This window comes from Saccharibacillus sp. WB 17 (genome assembly GCF_008634075.2).
GTDB lineage: Bacteria > Bacillota > Bacilli > Paenibacillales > Paenibacillaceae > Saccharibacillus > Saccharibacillus brassicae.
On sequence record NZ_VPFK02000026.1, the window covers coordinates 1 to 18,165 of the forward strand.

The following is an 18,165-nucleotide window of genomic DNA, read 5'->3' on the forward strand; positions in this document are numbered from 1 at the left end:
GGGCCGGCGAGTTCTGCCGGCGGAGCGCGTGCGGTCCGCGAGGCGGGCGCGGACCGCGGCGCGGAGCCGGCGTTCGGCGGGCGCGCAGCCGCCGAAAGCGTTCGCGGGCGCGCAATCTCGCCGGACGACATGCCGGGGCAGCTGCTCGCTGCCGTCGCGGCGGAACGGCCGTCTTCGTTCGATCTCATGGATCGAGCCGATGCGTATTGCGCCTGGTTCTGACGAATGCCGGGATCTCCGCGGCTTTTCGCTGTAAGCAAGAAGAAGTCTGCGCCCTGCGCAGGCTTTTTCCTTTTCACGACTCGCACTTCGCAACCTGCTCTTCGACCTACGCTTTGCCAACTGCTCTTCGCACCCAGTTTTCGCCACACTTCTCTCCCCGCCTCCGCACGAACGCCAAAATAACTGCCTGTGAGCAGTTATTCCCGCCATGTCGTGATCCAAATTCAAAATAGCTGCCTATATCCATCTATTTCGCCCCCGACAGCCGAACAAGCCGTATCCCGGCGGAAATAGCTGTATATCCGCAACTAATCAAGCAAAAATAGCTTTTCCGCGCCAAATAACTGTATTTTCGCATCTATTTACTCCGCCACCTGGTCTGCACTCCGCTCCACACCCCGTTCCCCAATCCGCTCTTCCATCCGTTCCGCCCGCCACTCCGCAACCCGCCCCACCATCACCTCTGCCCTCACCGCCGCCTCTGCTGCCCGCTGCCCGTCCCTCGCCCGCCGCCCCCTCCACCCTCTCCCTCACCCTCTCTCCAGCCGCGAAAAAACCGCCGTCTCCGGAGAAGACGGCGGTTTTGACAGGGTTTACCCGCCAGAGGGGTTCCGGCAGAGAAGGAATGGCGGTTGCGGCGGTTAGTTCAAAGTGTAGCGCGACAGCTTTTTCTCTCCGGCTTCCAGCGTGTACAGTTCGCCTTTGCCGGCGTAGTAGAAGGAGTAGCCTTTGACGCGGTCCGCGCCGGCGTTCATATCGACTTCGTAGTTCGCTTTCAGCGTTTTGGCGTCGAGCGCATAGAATTTGCCGTCTTTTTTGCTCGTGACGGATACCTCTCCGCTCGGCGAAGGCATCATCCACAGGTCTTTGCCTTCGAGCGCTGCGGCTCCCGTCCGTTTGTTATGGATGTCGTACGCTTCGAATTTCGTGCCTTTTTGCAGGATGAATCCGCTGCCCGTGGCCATCACGTTGTCGCCTTTGGCCAGGGAGCGCTCGAACGTTTGCTTGCCTTTGGCGTCGAATCCGACCAGCTTCCGCTTGGTGTCGATCGTGTCCGGATCGATCTCGATCACTTCGCCTTCTTTGCCGGGTTCGATTCTTTCTTCGTACGTTTCGATCACCGTGCCGCCGTCTTTCAACGAATATATGGCAGGTTCGGAACCCATGGTGCGGAAGTCATGGAAAAGGTTCTCGTATTCCGACATCTTCAGTTTCAAGACAGGTTTCGACAGCGCGTTTATGCTGGCGTAGAGCTTCAACGAATCCATGTCTCTGCTCATGACCTGGCCGTTGCTCAGCATTCTGAAACCATCGGAACCGGTCACTTTCTTCTCGCTTTTGAGCTTGCCATCGCTGCCGAACGTGTGGAACGTCGTGTAGCCTTTCGCTTTTTTCGTTTCCTGCACGGTATTCTCCAGAACGATATCTCCGTTTGGCAGCACCGTCAGTTTGCCGCCCACGTCCACTTTGACCGGCGTCGTCCATTTCAGTTTGCCCTTCGCATCGACGGCGCGGATCGTATAGCTTTTCTCTTCCGACTTTTTGCTCAGGAAGTAGACGTCGCCGTTGCTGCCGTAATAGAAGCTGCCGCCGGTCAGCACTTTGGTGTCTCCCCGGAAATCGTAAGCCCAGTTGACCTTGTCGCCGCTTTTGCGGTCGACGGCCTGCGCGATAAACGAATTTTCGCCGCGTTCGGCTCTGAAGTTCACGTTGCCTCCGCCAAGCGTCGCCCAACCGAACAGGCTTTCGATGCCCCGGTCGCCGGGAATTTCGTATGTCCAGTCCGGATCGGCCAGTACATTCGTCGGGACAGTCGTTGGGGAGTTGGTCGAAGCGTTGGTCGAAGTGTTTGCCGGGGCGGTCGCCGCGGCGGCCACGCCTGCGCTTGCGCCGGTAAATCCGATGACCAGGGCCATGCTCAACATTGCGGGTTTGAATGGAATGTTCATAATTTGTTCCTCCTGAGTGAGTCTGTTTTTTTGGTTCTGCATAAGAGACGGCCAACGCTGCCGAACGGTTCGCTAAATTTCAAAATTTTCTTTTAAAGTACATATTTGGATGTTGGCTCGGCAGTTAATCAAGGTCGCACGGAGAAGGCCGCGGTCGTTTTCACGGCCCTGCACGCCTTCCTGCGCCTCGTTACAAAGACTCCCCGCACCGCCGAACGGTTCGCAATTTTCGCTTTTTTTAATTACCGAATTTCCATTTCATCTAATAGCCTGATAGCCTGACCTAGCCCAAATAGCCCGACGCCGCCTAATACCGCAAATCGGACGGCGTCCCTCCCCGAAGCTGCCGGAACACCCGGTTGAACGTCCGCACATTGCCGAAGCCGCATTCCAGCGCGATATCGATCAGCTTGGCGTCGGTGCCCACGATCAGACGTTCCGCGCGGCCGATCCGCAGCTCGTTGAGGTAGGTGTTGTAGTTCATGCCGGTCACATTTTTGAAAAAACGGGAAAAATGGAACACGCTCATCCGCGCCCGATCCGCCCCGTCTTGAAGCGTGAGCGGCCGCGTGTAATGACGGTCCAGATAATCGAGCAGCTCCTGCGTCGTCTTGAGATGGGCGGCCGCGCGGGCGCTGCGCCTGCGGCCCGGCCCGTCCGCCGACGCGTAGCGCAGCGCCAATCCGCACAGCATGTGCAGCAGTCCGGTAATGACGGCATCCGACTGCTCGCGTCCCGCCTCTTCTTCCGCCGCGATCCGCTCCATCACCCCGGCCAGCTCCCGCAGCGCTTCTTCTTCGAACGGCGAACGCTCGCCCGTATCCGAATAGGGGATAAAAGGCGACCGGATCGCGCCTTCTTCCGGCCAACCCGCCGCGCTGCCGATCAGCCGGGGATTGAACACGACCAGAATGATCTCCGACTCGCTTTTGCCGCTGTCGTAGTAATGAATGTCCCCGCTGCCGCAAAAAGCGAATTCGCCCGCCCGCAGCGTCCGAGTCTCCGAATTGATCCCGACCTGAAGCGAGCCTTCGCTGACGTACATAAACTCCAGGTCATGATGCCAATGCGCCAGAAAATCGATACTGCGCACTTTGGAGATCTGGACCGGCAGACCGCTGCCGTAGATCCGGTTTTCGTGAAAAGCTCTCATCGCCGCGCCTCCGTTCTTGTGTTCGAATAGGTGCATATTAGCAAAAATCGTCCACTCCCGCAACGAAAATGGCGCGCTTCATGTAAGGGCTTCCTTTACAATGGGAGTGTAGTCTTATATCAGCGGATTGCCTATTCTTATACGAGACGGGAGATCGATATCATGAGCAAGCAGGCTTTGATCGTAAGCGGAGGCTGGGACGGACACCAGCCGAAGGAAGTTGCCGACCTTTTCGCCGACATTCTTCGCCAGGAAGGTTTTGAAGCGGAGATTGCCTATACGCTGGACGCTTTTCTGGACGAAGAACGCCTGATGAAGCTCGACCTGATCGTGCCGGTATGGACGATGGGCGAGATCACCAACGAACAGCTTCAGCCGGTGCTGAAAGCGGTGGAATCCGGCGTCGGCATGGCGGGCTGCCACGGCGGCATGTGCGATTCGTTCCGCAACAGCGTCGAGTGGCAATTTTTGACCGGATCGCAGTGGGTGGCGCATCCGTTCAACGACGGCGTAGAATACGAAGTCCGCATGACGCGCACTTCTTCGAGCCCGATCGTGGACAATATCCCGGACTTCACCGTGAAGTCGGAGCAGTATTACCTGCACGTCGATCCGGTGGTGGACGTCCTCGCCACGACGACGTTCAAAATCAGCGAAGGCCCGCATTCCGCCAACGGCGAAATCGTCATGCCGGTCGTCTACACCAAACGTTGGGGCGCGGGCAAAGTGTTCTACAACTCGCTCGGCCACCAGGTGAACATTTTCGATATTCCGGAAGCCAAAGAACTGATGCGGCGCGGCCTGCTGTGGGCAGCCCGCTGAACGTGAAGTTATTCCAAACGGACGAGAGGCGGAAACTGCGATGCGCAAAGTAAAAATCGGCATCATCGGCTGCGGCAACATCAGCGGCATCTATCTGGAAAACCTGACCCGGACGTTCGCCAACACGGAAGTGTTCGCGATCTCCGATATCAGCGAGGAGCGAATGGCCGCGGCCGCGGACAAATACGGCATTGCGAACCAATGGACGGCCGAGCAGATTCTGGAGAGCGCGGAGATCGAGATCGTGCTCAACCTGACGACGCCGGGCGACCATTTCCGTATCTGCCGTCTGGCGCTGGAGCACGGCAAACACGTCTATGTGGAAAAGCCGCTCTCCCTGTCGCCCGAGCAGGGCAGCGAACTGGTGCATCTGGCCCGGGAAAAAGGACTGCTGCTCGGCGGAGCGCCGGACACGTTCCTCGGCGCCGGCCTGCAGACGTCGCGCAAGCTGATCGACGACGGCTATATCGGAACGCCGATCGCGGCGACCGCGTTCATGCTGGGCCACGGCCACGAGAACTGGCATCCGAACCCGGCGTTCTATTACCAGGCCGGCGGCGGCCCGATGTTCGATATGGGGCCATATTACCTGACGGCGCTCGTGTCGCTGCTCGGCCCGGCGCAGACCGTCGCGGGGATGACGGCCAAATCGTTCGAGCAGCGCACGATCACGAGCGAGCCGCGGTTCGGCGAGAAGATCGACGTCGAAGTGCCGACGCATATCGCGGGCACGCTGCGGTTTCGCGGGGGCGCGGTCGCGACGATGATCACGAGCTTCGACGTCTGGAGCAGCACGCTGCCGTTTATCGAGATCTACGGCACGCAGGGCACGCTGATCGTGCCCGATCCGAACAACTTCGGCGGTCCGGTGCTGCTGCGCCCGGCCGGCGGGAACGAGTTCAAAGAGATTCCGGTCGTGCACCAATACGCCGAGAACAGCCGGGGACTCGGCATCGCCGATATGGCCCACTGCATCGTGAACGGCGGCACGCCGCGCGCAAACGGCGAACTCGCGAACCACGTGCTGGAGATCATGCACGCGTTCCACACAAGCTCCGACAGCGGCGTCTACGCGGAGCTGTCCACGACGTGCGACCAGCCCCGACCGCTGCCGACCGGCCTGGTCAAAGGATACGTGGAGTAGGCGGCGAGCGCCGCGAAGATCCGCCGCATGCCGCCGTATTGAAACGACAAAAAAGCCTGAACCGCCGGCGCTTTCTCCTGCCGGTCGTTCGGGCTTTTTGGCGATGCAGAGCGGCACGTTACTCCGGCGCGCCGCCGAGCGGCTTCCGCATCGAATAATGCGGAATGCCGATCTCTTCGAAACGCTCGCCTTCGCGCTCGTAGCCGAGCTTGTCGTAAAAAGGCGCCGCCGTCTCGCGGGCGTGCAGCACGATCTCGCCGTACCCCTGCCGCGCGGCCAGCGCTTCGGCAAACCGCACCAGCTGCCGCCCGGTTCCGGTGCCGCGCAGCGCTTCGTCGACCGCGACCTGCTTCATTTGCAGCGCCCCCTCGCCTGCGGCGCGCAGCAGCAGCGTGCCGACCAGCCGCGCTCCGGCTCCGCCCCGCCGCCGGGCAAAAGCGCCGATATGCAGCGCGGCTTCCTCGCCGGACAGATCGTCGTCCGCGATGCTCAGGCCGAGCGGGCGGCGCAGCACTTCGTCGCGCAGCTTCAGCGCAAGTTCGTATTCCGCCGTGCCGAACGAAATCCGGCGCACTTCGATAACATCGGCGCCGAGGCCGTGATCCGCATCGGCGGGCTGACTGTTCGGCGGAACCGTGCCGGCGGGAGGTTCGGCGGACGTGCCGGTGCAATGCGCCGGGCGGCCTGCCCTGTTTTCTTTTTCCGTCATGGGATCGGTCTCCTTATGCAAAAGCGGAACGAAGCGGCTGCTTCGTCCCGTTTTTTTATGCTCTTTTTCGCTTGATGAATGCTTGATGATCCGGAATCGGGCTTCGCCCGGCCCGCCCTTAACGGTCGGTCTTGCCGCGATCCTGCGACCTGCCGCCGACCCGGCCGTCGTACGATCTGCGATCGCGCGCCCGGGCCATGCACTGCTGCGCTTTCTCGTACTGGCGGTCGCGCTTGTACAGCTCCGCCAGCTCCAGGTTCGCTTCCCGGTCTTCCGGGTCGATCGCGAGCAGCTTCTCGAACACGGCCTTGCTCGCGCCGTGGCGGCGCAAATCTTTGTAAATCAGCCCTTTGTTGAACAGCGCGTCGGTCGAATTCGGATTGATGTCCAGCGCCCGGTCGAGCTGCTCCAGACATTTCGAATACGGTTCCCACAGCTGGTAATAGACGACGGACAGATGCACATGCGCCTCTTCCAGCATCGGGTCCAGTTCGATTGCGCGCAAATAGCAGGACTTGGCTTCCTTGAGCCGCGTCGTGCGTTCGCATATATAAGCCAGCACCGACCAGCTGTCCGCGGATTCCGCGTTCAGCATGAGCGCGCGCCGCGCCATCGCTTCGGCTTCCTCGTTTTTGCCGCGATTGGCGTAGACCCGCGCTTTGCCGGCATACGGATTGGCCCAGGTCGGCCGCATCTTCATCGTCTGATCGAACAGTTCCAGCGCGCCGCGCGAATCGCCCAGCATCAGCCGGCAGCGCCCGAGATAGTCGAGAGTCACGGCATCCATTCCTTTTTCCACCAGCGCTTTTTTAAAATAAAAATCGGCATTCCTGAAATCTCTACGGTTGTAGCACTCGATGCCTTTGTCGAAATGGTTCATGCGGATCCCCTCCCCTATGCCACGATTGTACCCGAAAGTGCAAAGCCACGGGAAGTTTACACGCGAATTTCCGAGAAAAAAGACAAGAACCCACAGGATCAAGGTCAGAAATCCGTAGGCAAAGCCTATGAGAAGCGTCCGTGCGATCCGTTAAAAATAGCCCGGGCCGCCGCAGGCTGCATCTTTTCTGCTGCTTATGCGGCTTCTGCTGCGCTACCCGGCACCTTTTCTTTGCCGCTTCTTCGCCTCGTACCGCTGATGCTTCTCTTCCGCCGGGTAGAACACGCCGAGCGGACGCAGCGCGGTCAACTCGCGGCTGCGCCCTGCGCCCGCCGGCTCGCCGCGCAGCCGCTCCATCGCCGCCCGCTGCTCTTCGCTTCGGTAAAACAGGATCGAGCGGTAGCGGGAATCGTCCGGTTTGTACCCTTCGACGACCGCCGGATTGTGCTCGTTCCAGAACTTTCGGAGCAGCTCTTCCAGCGGCACGATCCGCGGATCGAACTCCACTTCGACCGCCTCGGAATGCCCGCCGAGGCGGCGATGGGTCGGAGCAGGCGGCGGGGTCAAGGCGGACGGCGTATCGCCGCCGCAGTAGCCCACGCGCGTGGCCGTGACGCCGGGAACCCGGGCGAAGCGGTCTTCCGGTCCCCAGAAGCAGCCCATGGCGAAGGTCAGCTGCTCGCGAATCGGATTTGGTTCGGTCATGACGGATAACCTCCTGTCGGGATTGGATCCAAACCTAAGCCGCGCTTTTCTCCATTATAGCCAATCTGCGCGTCCGCCGCCCGCCCGCAAGCGCCTGAGGCGTTTTTACGGCGGTGCTTTTTTTGCTACACTAAAGGCAGTTCAAGCTTCACAAAATCATTCACCCGGAGGGAAGAACCTATGAACGCAATTTTAAGCAGCGACACGGCCACGGTCGAGATCAAGCCGCTCGGCGCGGAACTGGTCAGCTTCAAACGCACAGATACGGGCCTCGAGTACATGTGGAGCGGCGACGCCGCTTTCTGGACAGGCCGTTCGCCGGTGCTGTTCCCGATCGTCGGGTCGGTGTACGAAGGCAAAATGCGCGCGGAAGGCGGCACGTACGAGCTCAAAAACCACGGTTTCGCCCGCAATCGCGAGTTCCGGCTCGTCGAATCGGACGCGGCGCGGGCCGTGTTCCATCTGTCGTACGACGACGAGACGCTTGCCATGTACCCGTACCGATTCGCGCTCACGCTCACCTATACGCTGGAAGGTTCGACCCTGCGCATCCAGTACCGGGTGGATAACGAAGACGACAAACGCATCCATTTCCAGCTCGGCACGCACCCCGCGTTCAACTGCCCGATCGGCGGCGAAGGCGATTTCGAAGACTATCGGTTGGAGTTCGAACGGGAAGAGACGCTGGAACGCTTTTTCGTGACGGGCGGCAATATCCAGATCCCGGACAAATCGGAGATCGTTTTGGAAAAAGGAACCGTGCTGCCGCTGACGCGCGCGCAGTTCGAAGAAGGCGCCATGATCTTCCGCGACGTCAAATCGGAACGCGTGGCGCTGAGAAGCGACAAAAGCGAACGCAGCGTGACCGTCTCGTACGAAAACTTCCCGTACCTCGGCGTCTGGCAGCCTCAAAATGCGCCGTTCATCTGCATCGAACCGTGGCACGGCCTCGCCGACGCGGATGGCTTCGACGGCGAACTCAAAAACAAAGAGCTTGCCGTCGGACTTGAGCCGGGCGAGTATTTTGAAGCGGCTTTGGTGATTGAGGTCGGTTGATCGGTGATTGAGGCTGATCATTTAAACATTGGCATAAATTAAGAGTTTATCCTGGCCTTCTATCCTATTTAAACTTCCCAAAAGAATCATTGCATATTTTCAAATCATCTGACATTATTAAAATTATTTTTAGTTTGTTTTTATTTATAAGTAATTAAAAGGAATAATTGTTGGAGGGGAAGATGGATAGGCAATATTACAAAGATTTAAAAAGAAAAGTGCCTGGAACGACTCTTAGACACTGTGATGGAAAGCAGGCTAATACAGATCCAAAGTTTACGGCTGAAGTTCATGACCTTTCCTACGAACTTGTCAGACATTTGAGAGAAACACTGACCTTGGAGACCGCTTCAGATTGGATTTTAGGGTTTGACATGTACAGTCAAGATAGTAGAGGAAGTTATTCCGGACCCTATTCGGCAACGCCAGGTATCGGTCGGGGAAAGATCGTTAATATTGATATTTTCGGACACATAGGCACTGAACAGAAAAAAAACAGACCTGCTATGGTGTTGGCAGGAAATAGAGACGGAGTTATTGTGGCGGTGATTGGTAGATCCGCCTATAACTCCGGAAAAAATTATCATGTTTCGTTGGAAAGAAAAGTGCCGAATCAAGGAAATATGACAAGCAACTGCGGAATAAAATTGGATCAAATCAAGTATATCGATAAAGGTCGAATTTTAAATCTTGGAGGAAAAGTCAGTGACCCCGTTAAACTTGACGAACTTGACAGAAAATTGATTGCTTATCTTGCTCCTATGACGGCAAAAAAAGATGAGCAAGAGAAGCATCAGTTGCAAACTCAATTGGATGAATTACAAAAAATAATCGAAGATCAAAAAGAAGAAATCATGTTGTTAAGAAATACGTTAGAAGATTAAAGGATAGGATTGTTTTCAACAAATAACCCGGCTATAATAAGAATATAAGCAGCGATTCTATAAGTTTGAGCCTTGCGCTCTGAATGTGTAAACATTCGATGGATTTGGGCTTTACGCCCTGTGCCCCGGCACAATAATCAAGGATCTCGCCTTCAAAGGTGAGATCCTTTTTATGTTGAGCGAAATAATCCGTCCTGCTTTTTAATAACAGGATAGTAGGCTAGCCCTCGTCGCCCCGTCTCGCTATTTTCTGCCTGATTCACCGAAAATTGCTGTCTCGCTTCGCCGGCAATCCCGGCCCTTCCTGCGGGTCGGCGTCGCAATCGCGCTCGTTCAGCAGCGTGCCCTGCGACAGCTTGAGGTCGATAAAATCGACGATCGTTTGCAGCGAAGACATCTGCTCCAGCACTTCGGCCCGGTACTGCCGGATGCGCTCGAACGCTTCCGGCGTATCGGCGAGGTCTCCGGTACGGGACATGTCCAGATAGGGCTTCATTTCCTCCAGCGGCATGCCGGTTTTTTTGAGGCACAGGATCAGCTTCATCGTCTGCACGTCGCTCTCGGCATAGATGCGGTGGGTGTTGGCTTTGCGCTTCGCTCTCGGCAGCAGCCCGATCTTCTCGTAATAACGGATCGTGTCTCCCGGCAGGCCGGTCAGCTCCGTAGTCTGCTTGATCGTGTATCCTTCTGTCGTCTCCGCCTGGCGGATTGTTTGTTCGGCCACGTGCTATCGCTCCCCTTGATCGGTTGATGTTCGTTGAACCGAGTATACCGTTTAATGCAGTCTCCAAGTCAAGAAGCAACACACCGTTTGTTGACTTGTGAGCCAGTCTCCAAGTCAACAAGCAGCACACCGTTTGTTGACTTGGAGCCGACTCCAAGTTATATGCTGTTCTCCATGATCGAACAATCGAATGGAGGCATGCAGCATGAACGATATTCATACCGCCCCGACAGCGGGCAGAACGGCCCTGATTACCGGTGCCAACAACGGCATCGGTCTGGAACTGACGCGCAGACTGCTGGCCGAAGGCTGGGACGTCGCCGCGCTGATCCGTTCGCCGTTTGCGGCGGAGGACGAAGCAATCTCGGCGGCGATCCGCGCAGGGCAGCTGCGGGTCTATACCGCGGAACTGACCGATTACCGGCAGCTGGCCCCGGCGCTGAAGCGTATCCGGCACGAGGAGACGGCGATCGACGTGCTGTTCAACAACGCGGGCGGCAGTCTGGCGGAGCTCGAATTTTCGCCGCAGGGGCGCGAAAAGCATTACGAGCTGCAAACGGTCGTCCCGTATATCCTCTACCGCGAGACAAAAGAGCTGCTGCTGCGCGGATCGCTGAAGACCGTCATCGGCACGTCGTCGAACGCGTTCGCCTATACGAAAAAGTTCGATCCCGACAAGCTGGCCAAGCCGGGCACGTTCAAGCCGCTGACGGGCGCGTACGCGGACACCAAGCTTGCGCTGTCACTCTGGACGCAGGCGCTGGCCCCGGCGGAAGCGGCGGACGGCATCCTGCTGCGCAGCGCCGATCCCGGCCCCAACAACACGCTTCGCAAAGGCAAAAAATCCGGCCTCCCGTTCCCCGTCCATTATCTGATGCACTTCTTTTTCGCTCCGCCGACGCAGGGCGCCGGGCGGCTGCACGAAGCGGCTTTTGGCCCGTATCGCGACCAGACCGGCGTGCTGATCGACAAAAAAGGAATCGTCAAGCTCAAGTTTGCCGATCAGGCTCAGGCCGTGCTGGACAACGTGGACCGCATCTACCGCGAGGAATTTCAAATCCTGATGCGTGAAAAGACTACTGACGCTACGGTGTCAGCAGCGCCCCTGTAAGATGAAGGAACCTATCACGCATACCTTGGAGGTTCCCCATGACACACACACAATCCGTCCCTTCCCTGTCGGCCGATCCCGCTCTTCCCGGCGTTCGCTATTGGATCGCCGTCGTCTCCGCGTCCCACGTCGGCCATGCGCTTGAGCAGGGTATCGCACAGACCTGCCACGGCAAAGCCGGATCGCTCCGGCGGATGAAGCCCGGCGATTGGCTGATCTATTATTCGCCGCGCACGGAGATGAACGGCGGCTCGCCGCTGCAAGCTTTTACGGCGATCGGTCGGGTCGCCGACGAGCGGGTCTACCGCTATCAAGCGAGCGATACGTTTGCGCCGTATCGGCGCGACATGCACTACATGCCCGCGAAGCCGGTACGCATCCAGGCGCTGCTCGAACGGTTGTCCTTCACGCAGGGACGCCGCAGTTGGGGACAAGCGTTTCGGTTCGGCCAGTTCGAGATCACGCCGGAAGATTTCCGGCTGATCGCGGACAGGATGCTGGAACCGCAAGCGGAAGCAGGCGAACACGGCGCCATTCCTTCCCCGCCGCACGAACGGCAGCTCGAATTTTAATGGTAAAAAAAGCACGCCAAGCAGCCGCCGCGATCAGGTATCGAACCTGATCGCGGCGGCTGCTTCTTTTTCCGGAATCTACCCTTGAAGCGGCCTTGATCCGGTCCTGACCCGGTCCTGATCCGGTCCTGATCCGGTCTTAGCCCCGGACTTCCGAGAGCCGCCGGCCTAGCCGTTCGATCGCTTCGCGCAGCCTGACGGCGGGCACCGCCTCGTACGAGTCGCCGATCGACACTTCCGTCGAGCACGACGCTTCGCCGTTGTCTCTAAGGTAGGCGGCCAAACCGACACCGGTCTCGGCCTGCACCTCCGCGACGACCGCTTCGCCGACTTCCGCCGGGACGTCGAAATACAGATGGAACATGTTCGACACCGGCACTTCCGGCAGCGTGCGAATGCCCGGCTGTGCGTTGTACAGCGCCGCCAGTTCCCGCGCTTCCCCGTAATAGCGTGCCATCCGCGGCAGGCGCAGATCGAGATAATACTCCGAGCTGAGAATGTACGGATACAGGCTGATCAGATCGCCGCCGTGCCGTCTTTTCCACACTTTTGCCTGTGCCGAAAGGTCCGTATCACCGACCAGCATCGCGCCGGCGATCCCGCCCACGCCTTTGTAGAAGGAGACGTAGACGCTGTCGAACAGCGCGCAGACTTCTGCCGCCGTTTTGTCGTAATGCGGCAAAATCTCGAACAGTCTGGCGCCGTCCAGATGCAGCGCGATGCCCCGTTCCCGGCAGTAGGCCGAGATCGCTTCAAGCTCCGCGTACTCCGGCAGTTGGCCGCCGATCTCGCGCTGGGGCAGTTCGAGCAGCAGGCAGACGACGGAATCCGGCATCTGCTGCACGTCGTCCAGCGTAATGAGCCGATCTTTGTCCGCCAGAAGCACCGGCTCCAGATGATGCAGCTCCTTCAAGCCGTCCTGCTCGTGGATCTCCAGGTGGCAGAGCGGATGATAGGCGACGGTCCTGCCGCCTTTGCGGTCGCTCCAGATGCGCAGCGCGATCTGCTGGGCCATCGTGCCGCTCGGGAAAAAGACAGCCGATTCCTTGCCCAGCATCCGCGCAAGCTTGCGCTCGAACTTCTCGATCAGCTCGCCGCGGCCGTACATGTCGCTCGGAGTGTCCGCGTCGACGCCTTTGATGGCATCGAGCAGCACGCCTACGTTTCTCGGGCCGTTCCCCGCCGTACGGTACTCCGCCTGCCGAAACGTCTCACCCAAATTTAACGGTTGATTCATGCTGAAAAATCCTCCTTTTTGCGAAAGGTTCACGAGAGTTCGCTTCCGCTTGTCTGTTACGGATATTGTACGCCTCTTGCTCCGCCTCCGCTATCCTCTCATAATAAGGAAGACAAGCTTGACCATTCCACTCCGAAAGGTTCTGTTACCGTGACCCTGTCCAAACCGAGCATCTATGACCGTTACCTCCCCGCGCTGAGCGCGGAACCTTCGGATACCCCGGCTTACTGGTTCGTTTTCCGGTCGAATACCGGCCAACTGCTCCTGAGCGACCGAACGGGCCTTGATGCCGTGCCGAGCGCGCAGCACGCGGAGACGCTTGGCTTCACGCCGGTTCGCTCGCTGTTTCTCGGCCTGCTCGACGGCGCTCCCTGCTACGCTGCCGAAGCGCCGGACGATGCCGAGCCGCTGGACGGCTTTGCTTTCCATTCGCTGCGTCCGCTGTACGACATGATGGACGAAGACCTGTTCCATGTCGCCGGACGCGCGCTGCAAATGCTGAATTGGGACGATACCCACCGGTTCTGCGGACGCTGCGCAGCGCCGCTTGCTCCCGCCGGCCACGAACATGCCAAAGTGTGTCCCCAATGCGGACTGCGCCATTATCCGCGTATCTCGCCCGCCGTCATCACCGCCATCCTCAAAGACGGCAAGATTCTGCTGGCGCATTCGGCCCGTTTTCCGAACAAAATGCACGGGTTGATCGCGGGATTCCTGGAAGCCGGCGAGACGCTCGAAGACTGCGTGCGGCGCGAGACGATGGAAGAAATCGGCCTGACGCTCGGCAAGATTCGCTACTTCGACAGCCAACCGTGGCCTTTTCCCAATTCGCTTATGATCGGATTCGTGGCGGAGTACGAGAGCGGCGAGATTACGGTCGACGGCGAAGAAATCGCGGAAGCGAACTGGTTCGGCCCGGACGAACTGCCCAATATCCCGCCGAGAGGCAGCATCGCGCGCCGAATGATCGATTGGTACGCGGAACAATACGGCAGTCGGCCAGAATGAAGCAGACCCCGGATGCGGCGGGTGATTCCTGATACCGTCCGGTCGGTCCAAGGGTTCTCCGGTCCGGGCGCCCGTATTCAAGAGGGACGTTCGAGAGGCATGTTTGAGGAGAATAAGAGAAAATCGTTTTCGCTCCATAAAAAAAGAATCGGCGGCGTGTTCCGCTCCGCCGATTCCGGGTACATATAACGAGGGCGGTGCTGCGGCGCAGTACCGTGCAGTACCGCGCAATACCGGGGACGCCAGGCGCTTTCCCGCATGTTTTCCTACATAATGCAGTATCCGTTTCACGGCAATCCGTCTGCCAAGCCGGTACGCCCGAGTCTGGGACGTCCAAGTCTGTTAAGTCCAAATCTGTACGTGCAAGTCTCCATCATTCGATCCACAAGGAGGAATCGTTCGTGGCTCAAGCCAAACCGTCATCCGAACTGCCGCCCGAAACGCTGGGTGCGTTAATCAAAAAAGGCAATACGTCTTCCGCCGTCGCCATGGCCGGCAATGCCGTGCTCGCCGCCGCCAAAGGCGCGGCCGCGGCCTTCACGGGCAGCGGCGCGATGTTCGCCTCGGCCATGCACTCGCTCGCGGACGCCGTGAACCAGGGCTTCGTGTTCGTCGGCAGCGTGCTGTCCGAACGCCGTCCGAGCCGCCGTTTCCCGGTCGGCTTCGGGCGCGTCATCAACATTTTCTGCATGATCGCGGTCATCGTCGTCACGATCATGGCGTACGAAACGATCCACGAAGGCATCCACCTGCTTCAGCATCCGGCCGAAGCTTCGAGCGGCTTCTGGATCAACGTCGGCGTGCTGATCCTGAACATCGTCGTCGACGGGGCCATCCTGATCAAGGCCTCGAAGGAAATTCTCAAAGAAGCGCGGGCGCCCAAAGCGTCGGGCTTCGCCCTGCTGCCGGCCGCGTTCAAAAACGTCGGTCGCGCCGCCCCTCCGACGCGCCTCGTGTTCTATGAAGACATCGTCGCCGTGCTCGGCGCGTTCTTCGCCCTCGTGGCCGTCGTCGTTATCGCCTTCACCAACTTCGCATTGATCGACGGCATCGCGACGACGCTGATCGGCGTGCTGATGATCGCTGTCGCGTTCCGCGTCGGCTACGACAACATGATCGGCCTGATCGGCGTCTCCGCGCCGCAGGACGTCGAAGACGGCGTGTCGTCGGCCATTCTCGGCGATACCGACGTGCGCGATATCGAGAGCATGCGCATCATTCAGGAAGGCCGCTACTACCACGTGGACGCCGTCGTGGAACTGCGCACAGGCCTGACGCTCGGCGAAGCCGACGACATCAAGCTCCGTATCCAGAAAGAGCTGACGACCAACCCCGACATCGCCGACGCGGCGATCTCGATCGTCGAAGACGACGGCCAGACCAGCTGGAAGCGCCGGGAAGCCGATCTGGAGAAAAACTAGGTCGCTTGCGCCGGAGTTAGGGCAGCGGAGTTCGATACGCGGGTTCGGCGTATGCGGGCGTTGAGTTCGGGTACCGGGCTTGGGCAGCGGGACTCAGGCAGCGAGTTTGGGTACCGGGCTCGATCCGGTATCGCGCAAAAGCAGCCGCCGCGGTTTCCGACCCGGCAAATCGCGAGGTGCGGACGGAGATGCCGTTCGACGCGCGGGATCGGGATCACTCGGGATCGGGATGATCGTGAAATTAACGTCCTGACGACACTTATTCGAGCGAAAAAGCTGTCCGAAGGCGATTAACTGCGCAGGAACACTTATTTTGCGGAAAAAGAAGGGTTTCGGCGCTTGGGCGACCAAATAACTGCTCCTACGCAGTTATTTGTCTCCGCGCAGACCAAACAGAGGAAAATAACTGTCCTCAGGCAGTTATTTTCGGGAATACAAGTAAAAGGCCGATGCTTCCCTTGCGGGAAACATCGGCCTTTTTGCATCTCTGTATCGCTCATACGGGATTCGAACTTTCGCGCCTGTGCGATTCGAACTTATTTCTTCGGAAAATAAGCTTCGAACTTCAGGTCCGGTCCGAGCGGCTCGGCACGCAGGCCGGTCAGCTGCACGGCATCGTTCATGTCGGAGATGCCCAGACCTTCGATAAAGGTCGGGGCGTCCTTGCCGCCGACAAGCTTGGGCGCCATGTACAGCACGAGCTTGTCCGCAAGGTCCTGCTCGACGAACGAAGCGATCACCTGGCCGCCGCCTTCGACGAGCAACGAAGAGATCTCGCCCGCGCCGAGCGCGTCGAGCACCTCGTTCAGGTTCACTCGCTCGCCCGACGTCTCGATGACGCGCACGCCGGCGGCTTCGAGACGCTTGCGCTTATCCGGATCGGCCTGCGATCCGGTGAAGATCCACGTCGGCGCTTCGCCGTCCGTGATCACCCGGGCATGCTCCGGGATGCGCAGCGTGCTGTCCAGCACGACGCGCAGCGGATTGCGACCGCCGGGCAGCCGCGTGTTCAGCTGCGAATCGTCGTGCAGAATCGTCTGCACGCCGACCAGGATCGCGCCGCTCTCGTGGCGCAGGCGATGCACGTCTTCGCGGGCTTCCGCGGACGTGATCCAGCGGCTGCTGCTGCTGCGCGTCGCGATCTTGCCGTCCATCGTCACGGCCGATTTGACCGTGACGAACGGGCGCTTGCTGACGATGTAGCGATTGAACACTTCGTTCAACCGTTCGGACTCTTCGCGCAGCACGCCTTCGATCACTTCGATGCCGGCATCGCGCAGAATTCGGATGCCGCTGCCCGCGACGAGCGGGTTCGGATCGGGCGCGGCCACGACGACGCGCGCAAGCCCCGCCCGCACGATCGCTTCGGCGCAGGGGCCGGTGCGGCCGTGATGCGAGCACGGTTCAAGCGTGACGTAGATCGTCGCGCCGCGGGCATGGTCGCCGGCCATGCGCAGCGCGTGAATCTCCGCGTGCGGCTCGCCCGGCTTCAGATGGGCGCCGATGCCGACCAGGCGGCCGTCATTGACGATGACCGAGCCGACGAGCGGATTCGGCGCGGTCTGACCCTGCGCGGCGCGCGCGTTCTCAAGCGCGAGGCGCATATATTTTTCGTGAAGGGACCGTTCGTTCATGCCTCGTCAGTCTCCTCCTTCGACGGCCGGAAGTTCCGCCACGCCTTCGATCGGGTTTTGCGTCGCGAAGTGGCCGGACCGGCTGACCTTCGTCCGCAGATACTTCTCGTTGAACTCGGACACGTCGCCCCACAGCGGCGTGCGCCCGGACACGTTCATGCCGGAAGCTCTGAGCGCTTCGAGCTTGCGCGGGTTGTTCGTAATGAGCGTGACCGGCAGCGGGCGCAAATATTTCAGCACGCCGATCGCGCCGTCGTAATTGCGGGTATCGTCTTCGAAGCCGAGTGCGAGATTCGCTTCCACGGTATCCATGCCCTGTTCCTGCAGCACGTAAGCCATCGCTTTGCTGAACAGGCCGATGCCGCGTCCTTCGTGGTTCGCCAGATAGAACAGCGCCCCGGAGCCGTGCTCCACGATCATCTTCATCGACTGGTGCAGCTGGTAGCCGCAGTCGCAGCGCTTGCTGCCGAAAATGTCGCCGGTATGGCAGATGCTGTGCATACGGATGACGGCATCGTGCGAATGCTCGAAATCGCCGTAGACCAGAACGCTGGACTGCTGGCCTTCGGCCAGATCCATCGTCGGCAGGCTGCGGATCAGCGCTTCGGCGGACATGTCCTTGCCGCCTTCGGGTTCTTTCATCCAGCTGTACCAGCGGAACACGATCGTCTCGCCTTCCAGATTGACCGGAAGCGTGATCGGACCGACCAGCACGTAGCCTTCCTTCGGATTCAGAACGGAAGGAACATGATGAATTCTGTCTTTGAGCATGAAAGCTGCGCTGTTGTTCAGCATGGTGACACATCCTTATTTTCGTATTGGTGAAGACGGCGGCGTGCAGGCGGGCTGCGGCTGAAACGGCAGGTGCGCTGCGACGGATCGCCGTGCTTGTGATGCGTAATAACCGTGCTTCGAGACCGGTAGTCGGCCTTGT

General features: G+C 59.3%; 18 protein-coding genes. 9 read left to right on the plus strand and 9 right to left on the minus strand.

Going from position 1 to position 18,165, the window contains the following annotated elements; genetic code table 11:
* Positions 1 to 222: hypothetical protein (locus FTE24_RS14415; protein ID WP_160441774.1), on the plus strand; the 222-nt coding region annotated here is incomplete at its 5' end.
* Between the two features lie 641 nt (positions 223 to 863).
* On the opposite strand, the gene FTE24_RS14420 is transcribed toward FTE24_RS14415, so the two are convergent.
* Both FTE24_RS14420 and FTE24_RS14425 read right to left on the minus strand, forming a co-directional pair.
* Positions 864 to 2,171: a hypothetical protein gene (locus FTE24_RS14420; RefSeq protein WP_150233775.1), complete on the minus strand. Its 1,308-nt coding sequence runs from the start codon at positions 2,169 to 2,171 to the stop codon at positions 864 to 866.
* 307 nt (positions 2,172 to 2,478) lie between these two features.
* On the minus strand, positions 2,479 to 3,324 hold the full coding sequence (locus FTE24_RS14425; protein ID WP_141448027.1) for an AraC family transcriptional regulator: 846 nt from the start codon (positions 3,322 to 3,324) through the stop codon (positions 2,479 to 2,481).
* 162 nt (positions 3,325 to 3,486) lie between these two features.
* Here FTE24_RS14425 and FTE24_RS14430 point away from each other — a divergent pair, with 162 nt between their 5' ends.
* Positions 3,487 to 4,146, plus strand: a complete 660-nt coding sequence (locus FTE24_RS14430) for a ThuA domain-containing protein (RefSeq protein WP_141448026.1) — start codon at positions 3,487 to 3,489, stop codon at positions 4,144 to 4,146.
* A gap of 40 nt (positions 4,147 to 4,186) precedes the next feature.
* Positions 4,187 to 5,290, plus strand: coding sequence for a Gfo/Idh/MocA family protein (locus tag FTE24_RS14435; RefSeq protein WP_150233777.1), 1,104 nt, complete (start codon positions 4,187 to 4,189; stop codon positions 5,288 to 5,290).
* A gap of 118 nt (positions 5,291 to 5,408) precedes the next feature.
* Here FTE24_RS14435 and FTE24_RS14440 read toward each other — a convergent pair whose 3' ends face one another.
* From FTE24_RS14440 to FTE24_RS14450, 3 genes are all read right to left on the minus strand, one after another.
* Positions 5,409 to 5,999 (minus strand): GNAT family N-acetyltransferase, encoded by a 591-nt coding sequence (locus FTE24_RS14440; protein ID WP_150233779.1) that lies wholly within the window; start codon positions 5,997 to 5,999, stop codon positions 5,409 to 5,411.
* Between the two features lie 118 nt (positions 6,000 to 6,117).
* The gene (locus tag FTE24_RS14445) at positions 6,118 to 6,879 is read right to left on the minus strand and encodes a tetratricopeptide repeat protein (protein WP_141448023.1); all 762 of its coding nucleotides are present in this window, start codon (positions 6,877 to 6,879) and stop codon (positions 6,118 to 6,120) included.
* A 213-nt stretch (positions 6,880 to 7,092) separates the two neighbouring features.
* Positions 7,093 to 7,584 carry a peptide-methionine (S)-S-oxide reductase MsrA gene (locus tag FTE24_RS14450; protein WP_150233781.1) on the minus strand — a complete coding sequence of 164 codons (492 nt, stop codon included), beginning with the start codon at positions 7,582 to 7,584 and terminating at the stop codon, positions 7,093 to 7,095.
* A 180-nt stretch (positions 7,585 to 7,764) separates the two neighbouring features.
* Between FTE24_RS14450 and FTE24_RS14455 the strand changes: the two genes are divergently transcribed.
* Positions 7,765 to 8,640, plus strand: a complete 876-nt coding sequence (locus FTE24_RS14455) for an aldose 1-epimerase family protein (protein ID WP_150233783.1) — start codon at positions 7,765 to 7,767, stop codon at positions 8,638 to 8,640.
* A 182-nt stretch (positions 8,641 to 8,822) separates the two neighbouring features.
* Complete coding sequence (locus FTE24_RS14460) at positions 8,823 to 9,524, plus strand: type II toxin-antitoxin system PemK/MazF family toxin (RefSeq protein WP_150233784.1); 702 nt, start codon at positions 8,823 to 8,825, stop codon at positions 9,522 to 9,524.
* Positions 9,525 to 9,783: 259 nt separating this feature from the next.
* Here the strand turns inward: FTE24_RS14460 and FTE24_RS14465 are convergent, their stop codons facing one another.
* Positions 9,784 to 10,248, minus strand: a complete 465-nt coding sequence (locus tag FTE24_RS14465) for a MerR family transcriptional regulator (protein WP_337190056.1) — start codon at positions 10,246 to 10,248, stop codon at positions 9,784 to 9,786.
* 205 nt (positions 10,249 to 10,453) lie between these two features.
* Here FTE24_RS14465 and FTE24_RS14470 point away from each other — a divergent pair, with 205 nt between their 5' ends.
* Entirely contained in the window at positions 10,454 to 11,359 is a 906-nt protein-coding gene (locus tag FTE24_RS14470) for an SDR family NAD(P)-dependent oxidoreductase (protein WP_150233786.1), read from the plus strand.
* Positions 11,360 to 11,397: 38 nt separating this feature from the next.
* Positions 11,398 to 11,931 (plus strand): EVE domain-containing protein, encoded by a 534-nt coding sequence (locus tag FTE24_RS14475; RefSeq protein WP_150233788.1) that lies wholly within the window; start codon positions 11,398 to 11,400, stop codon positions 11,929 to 11,931.
* Positions 11,932 to 12,070: 139 nt separating this feature from the next.
* On the opposite strand, the gene FTE24_RS14480 is transcribed toward FTE24_RS14475, so the two are convergent.
* Positions 12,071 to 13,168 carry a threonine aldolase family protein gene (locus tag FTE24_RS14480; protein ID WP_150233790.1) on the minus strand — a complete coding sequence of 366 codons (1,098 nt, stop codon included), beginning with the start codon at positions 13,166 to 13,168 and terminating at the stop codon, positions 12,071 to 12,073.
* A gap of 150 nt (positions 13,169 to 13,318) precedes the next feature.
* On the opposite strand from FTE24_RS14480, the gene nudC reads away from it, so the two are divergent.
* The gene (gene nudC, locus FTE24_RS14485) at positions 13,319 to 14,176 is read left to right on the plus strand and encodes an NAD(+) diphosphatase (RefSeq protein ID WP_337190057.1); all 858 of its coding nucleotides are present in this window, start codon (positions 13,319 to 13,321) and stop codon (positions 14,174 to 14,176) included.
* A gap of 488 nt (positions 14,177 to 14,664) precedes the next feature.
* The gene (locus FTE24_RS14490; protein ID WP_150233991.1) at positions 14,665 to 15,597 is read left to right on the plus strand and encodes a cation diffusion facilitator family transporter; all 933 of its coding nucleotides are present in this window, start codon (positions 14,665 to 14,667) and stop codon (positions 15,595 to 15,597) included.
* Positions 15,598 to 16,133: 536 nt separating this feature from the next.
* On the opposite strand, the gene ribD is transcribed toward FTE24_RS14490, so the two are convergent.
* Positions 16,134 to 17,231 carry a bifunctional diaminohydroxyphosphoribosylaminopyrimidine deaminase/5-amino-6-(5-phosphoribosylamino)uracil reductase RibD gene (gene ribD / locus FTE24_RS14495; protein ID WP_150233792.1) on the minus strand — a complete coding sequence of 366 codons (1,098 nt, stop codon included), beginning with the start codon at positions 17,229 to 17,231 and terminating at the stop codon, positions 16,134 to 16,136.
* Between the two features lie 6 nt (positions 17,232 to 17,237).
* Complete coding sequence (locus FTE24_RS14500) at positions 17,238 to 18,026, minus strand: GTP cyclohydrolase II (protein WP_150233793.1); 789 nt, start codon at positions 18,024 to 18,026, stop codon at positions 17,238 to 17,240.
* Between the last annotated feature and the right edge of the window lie 139 nt (positions 18,027 to 18,165).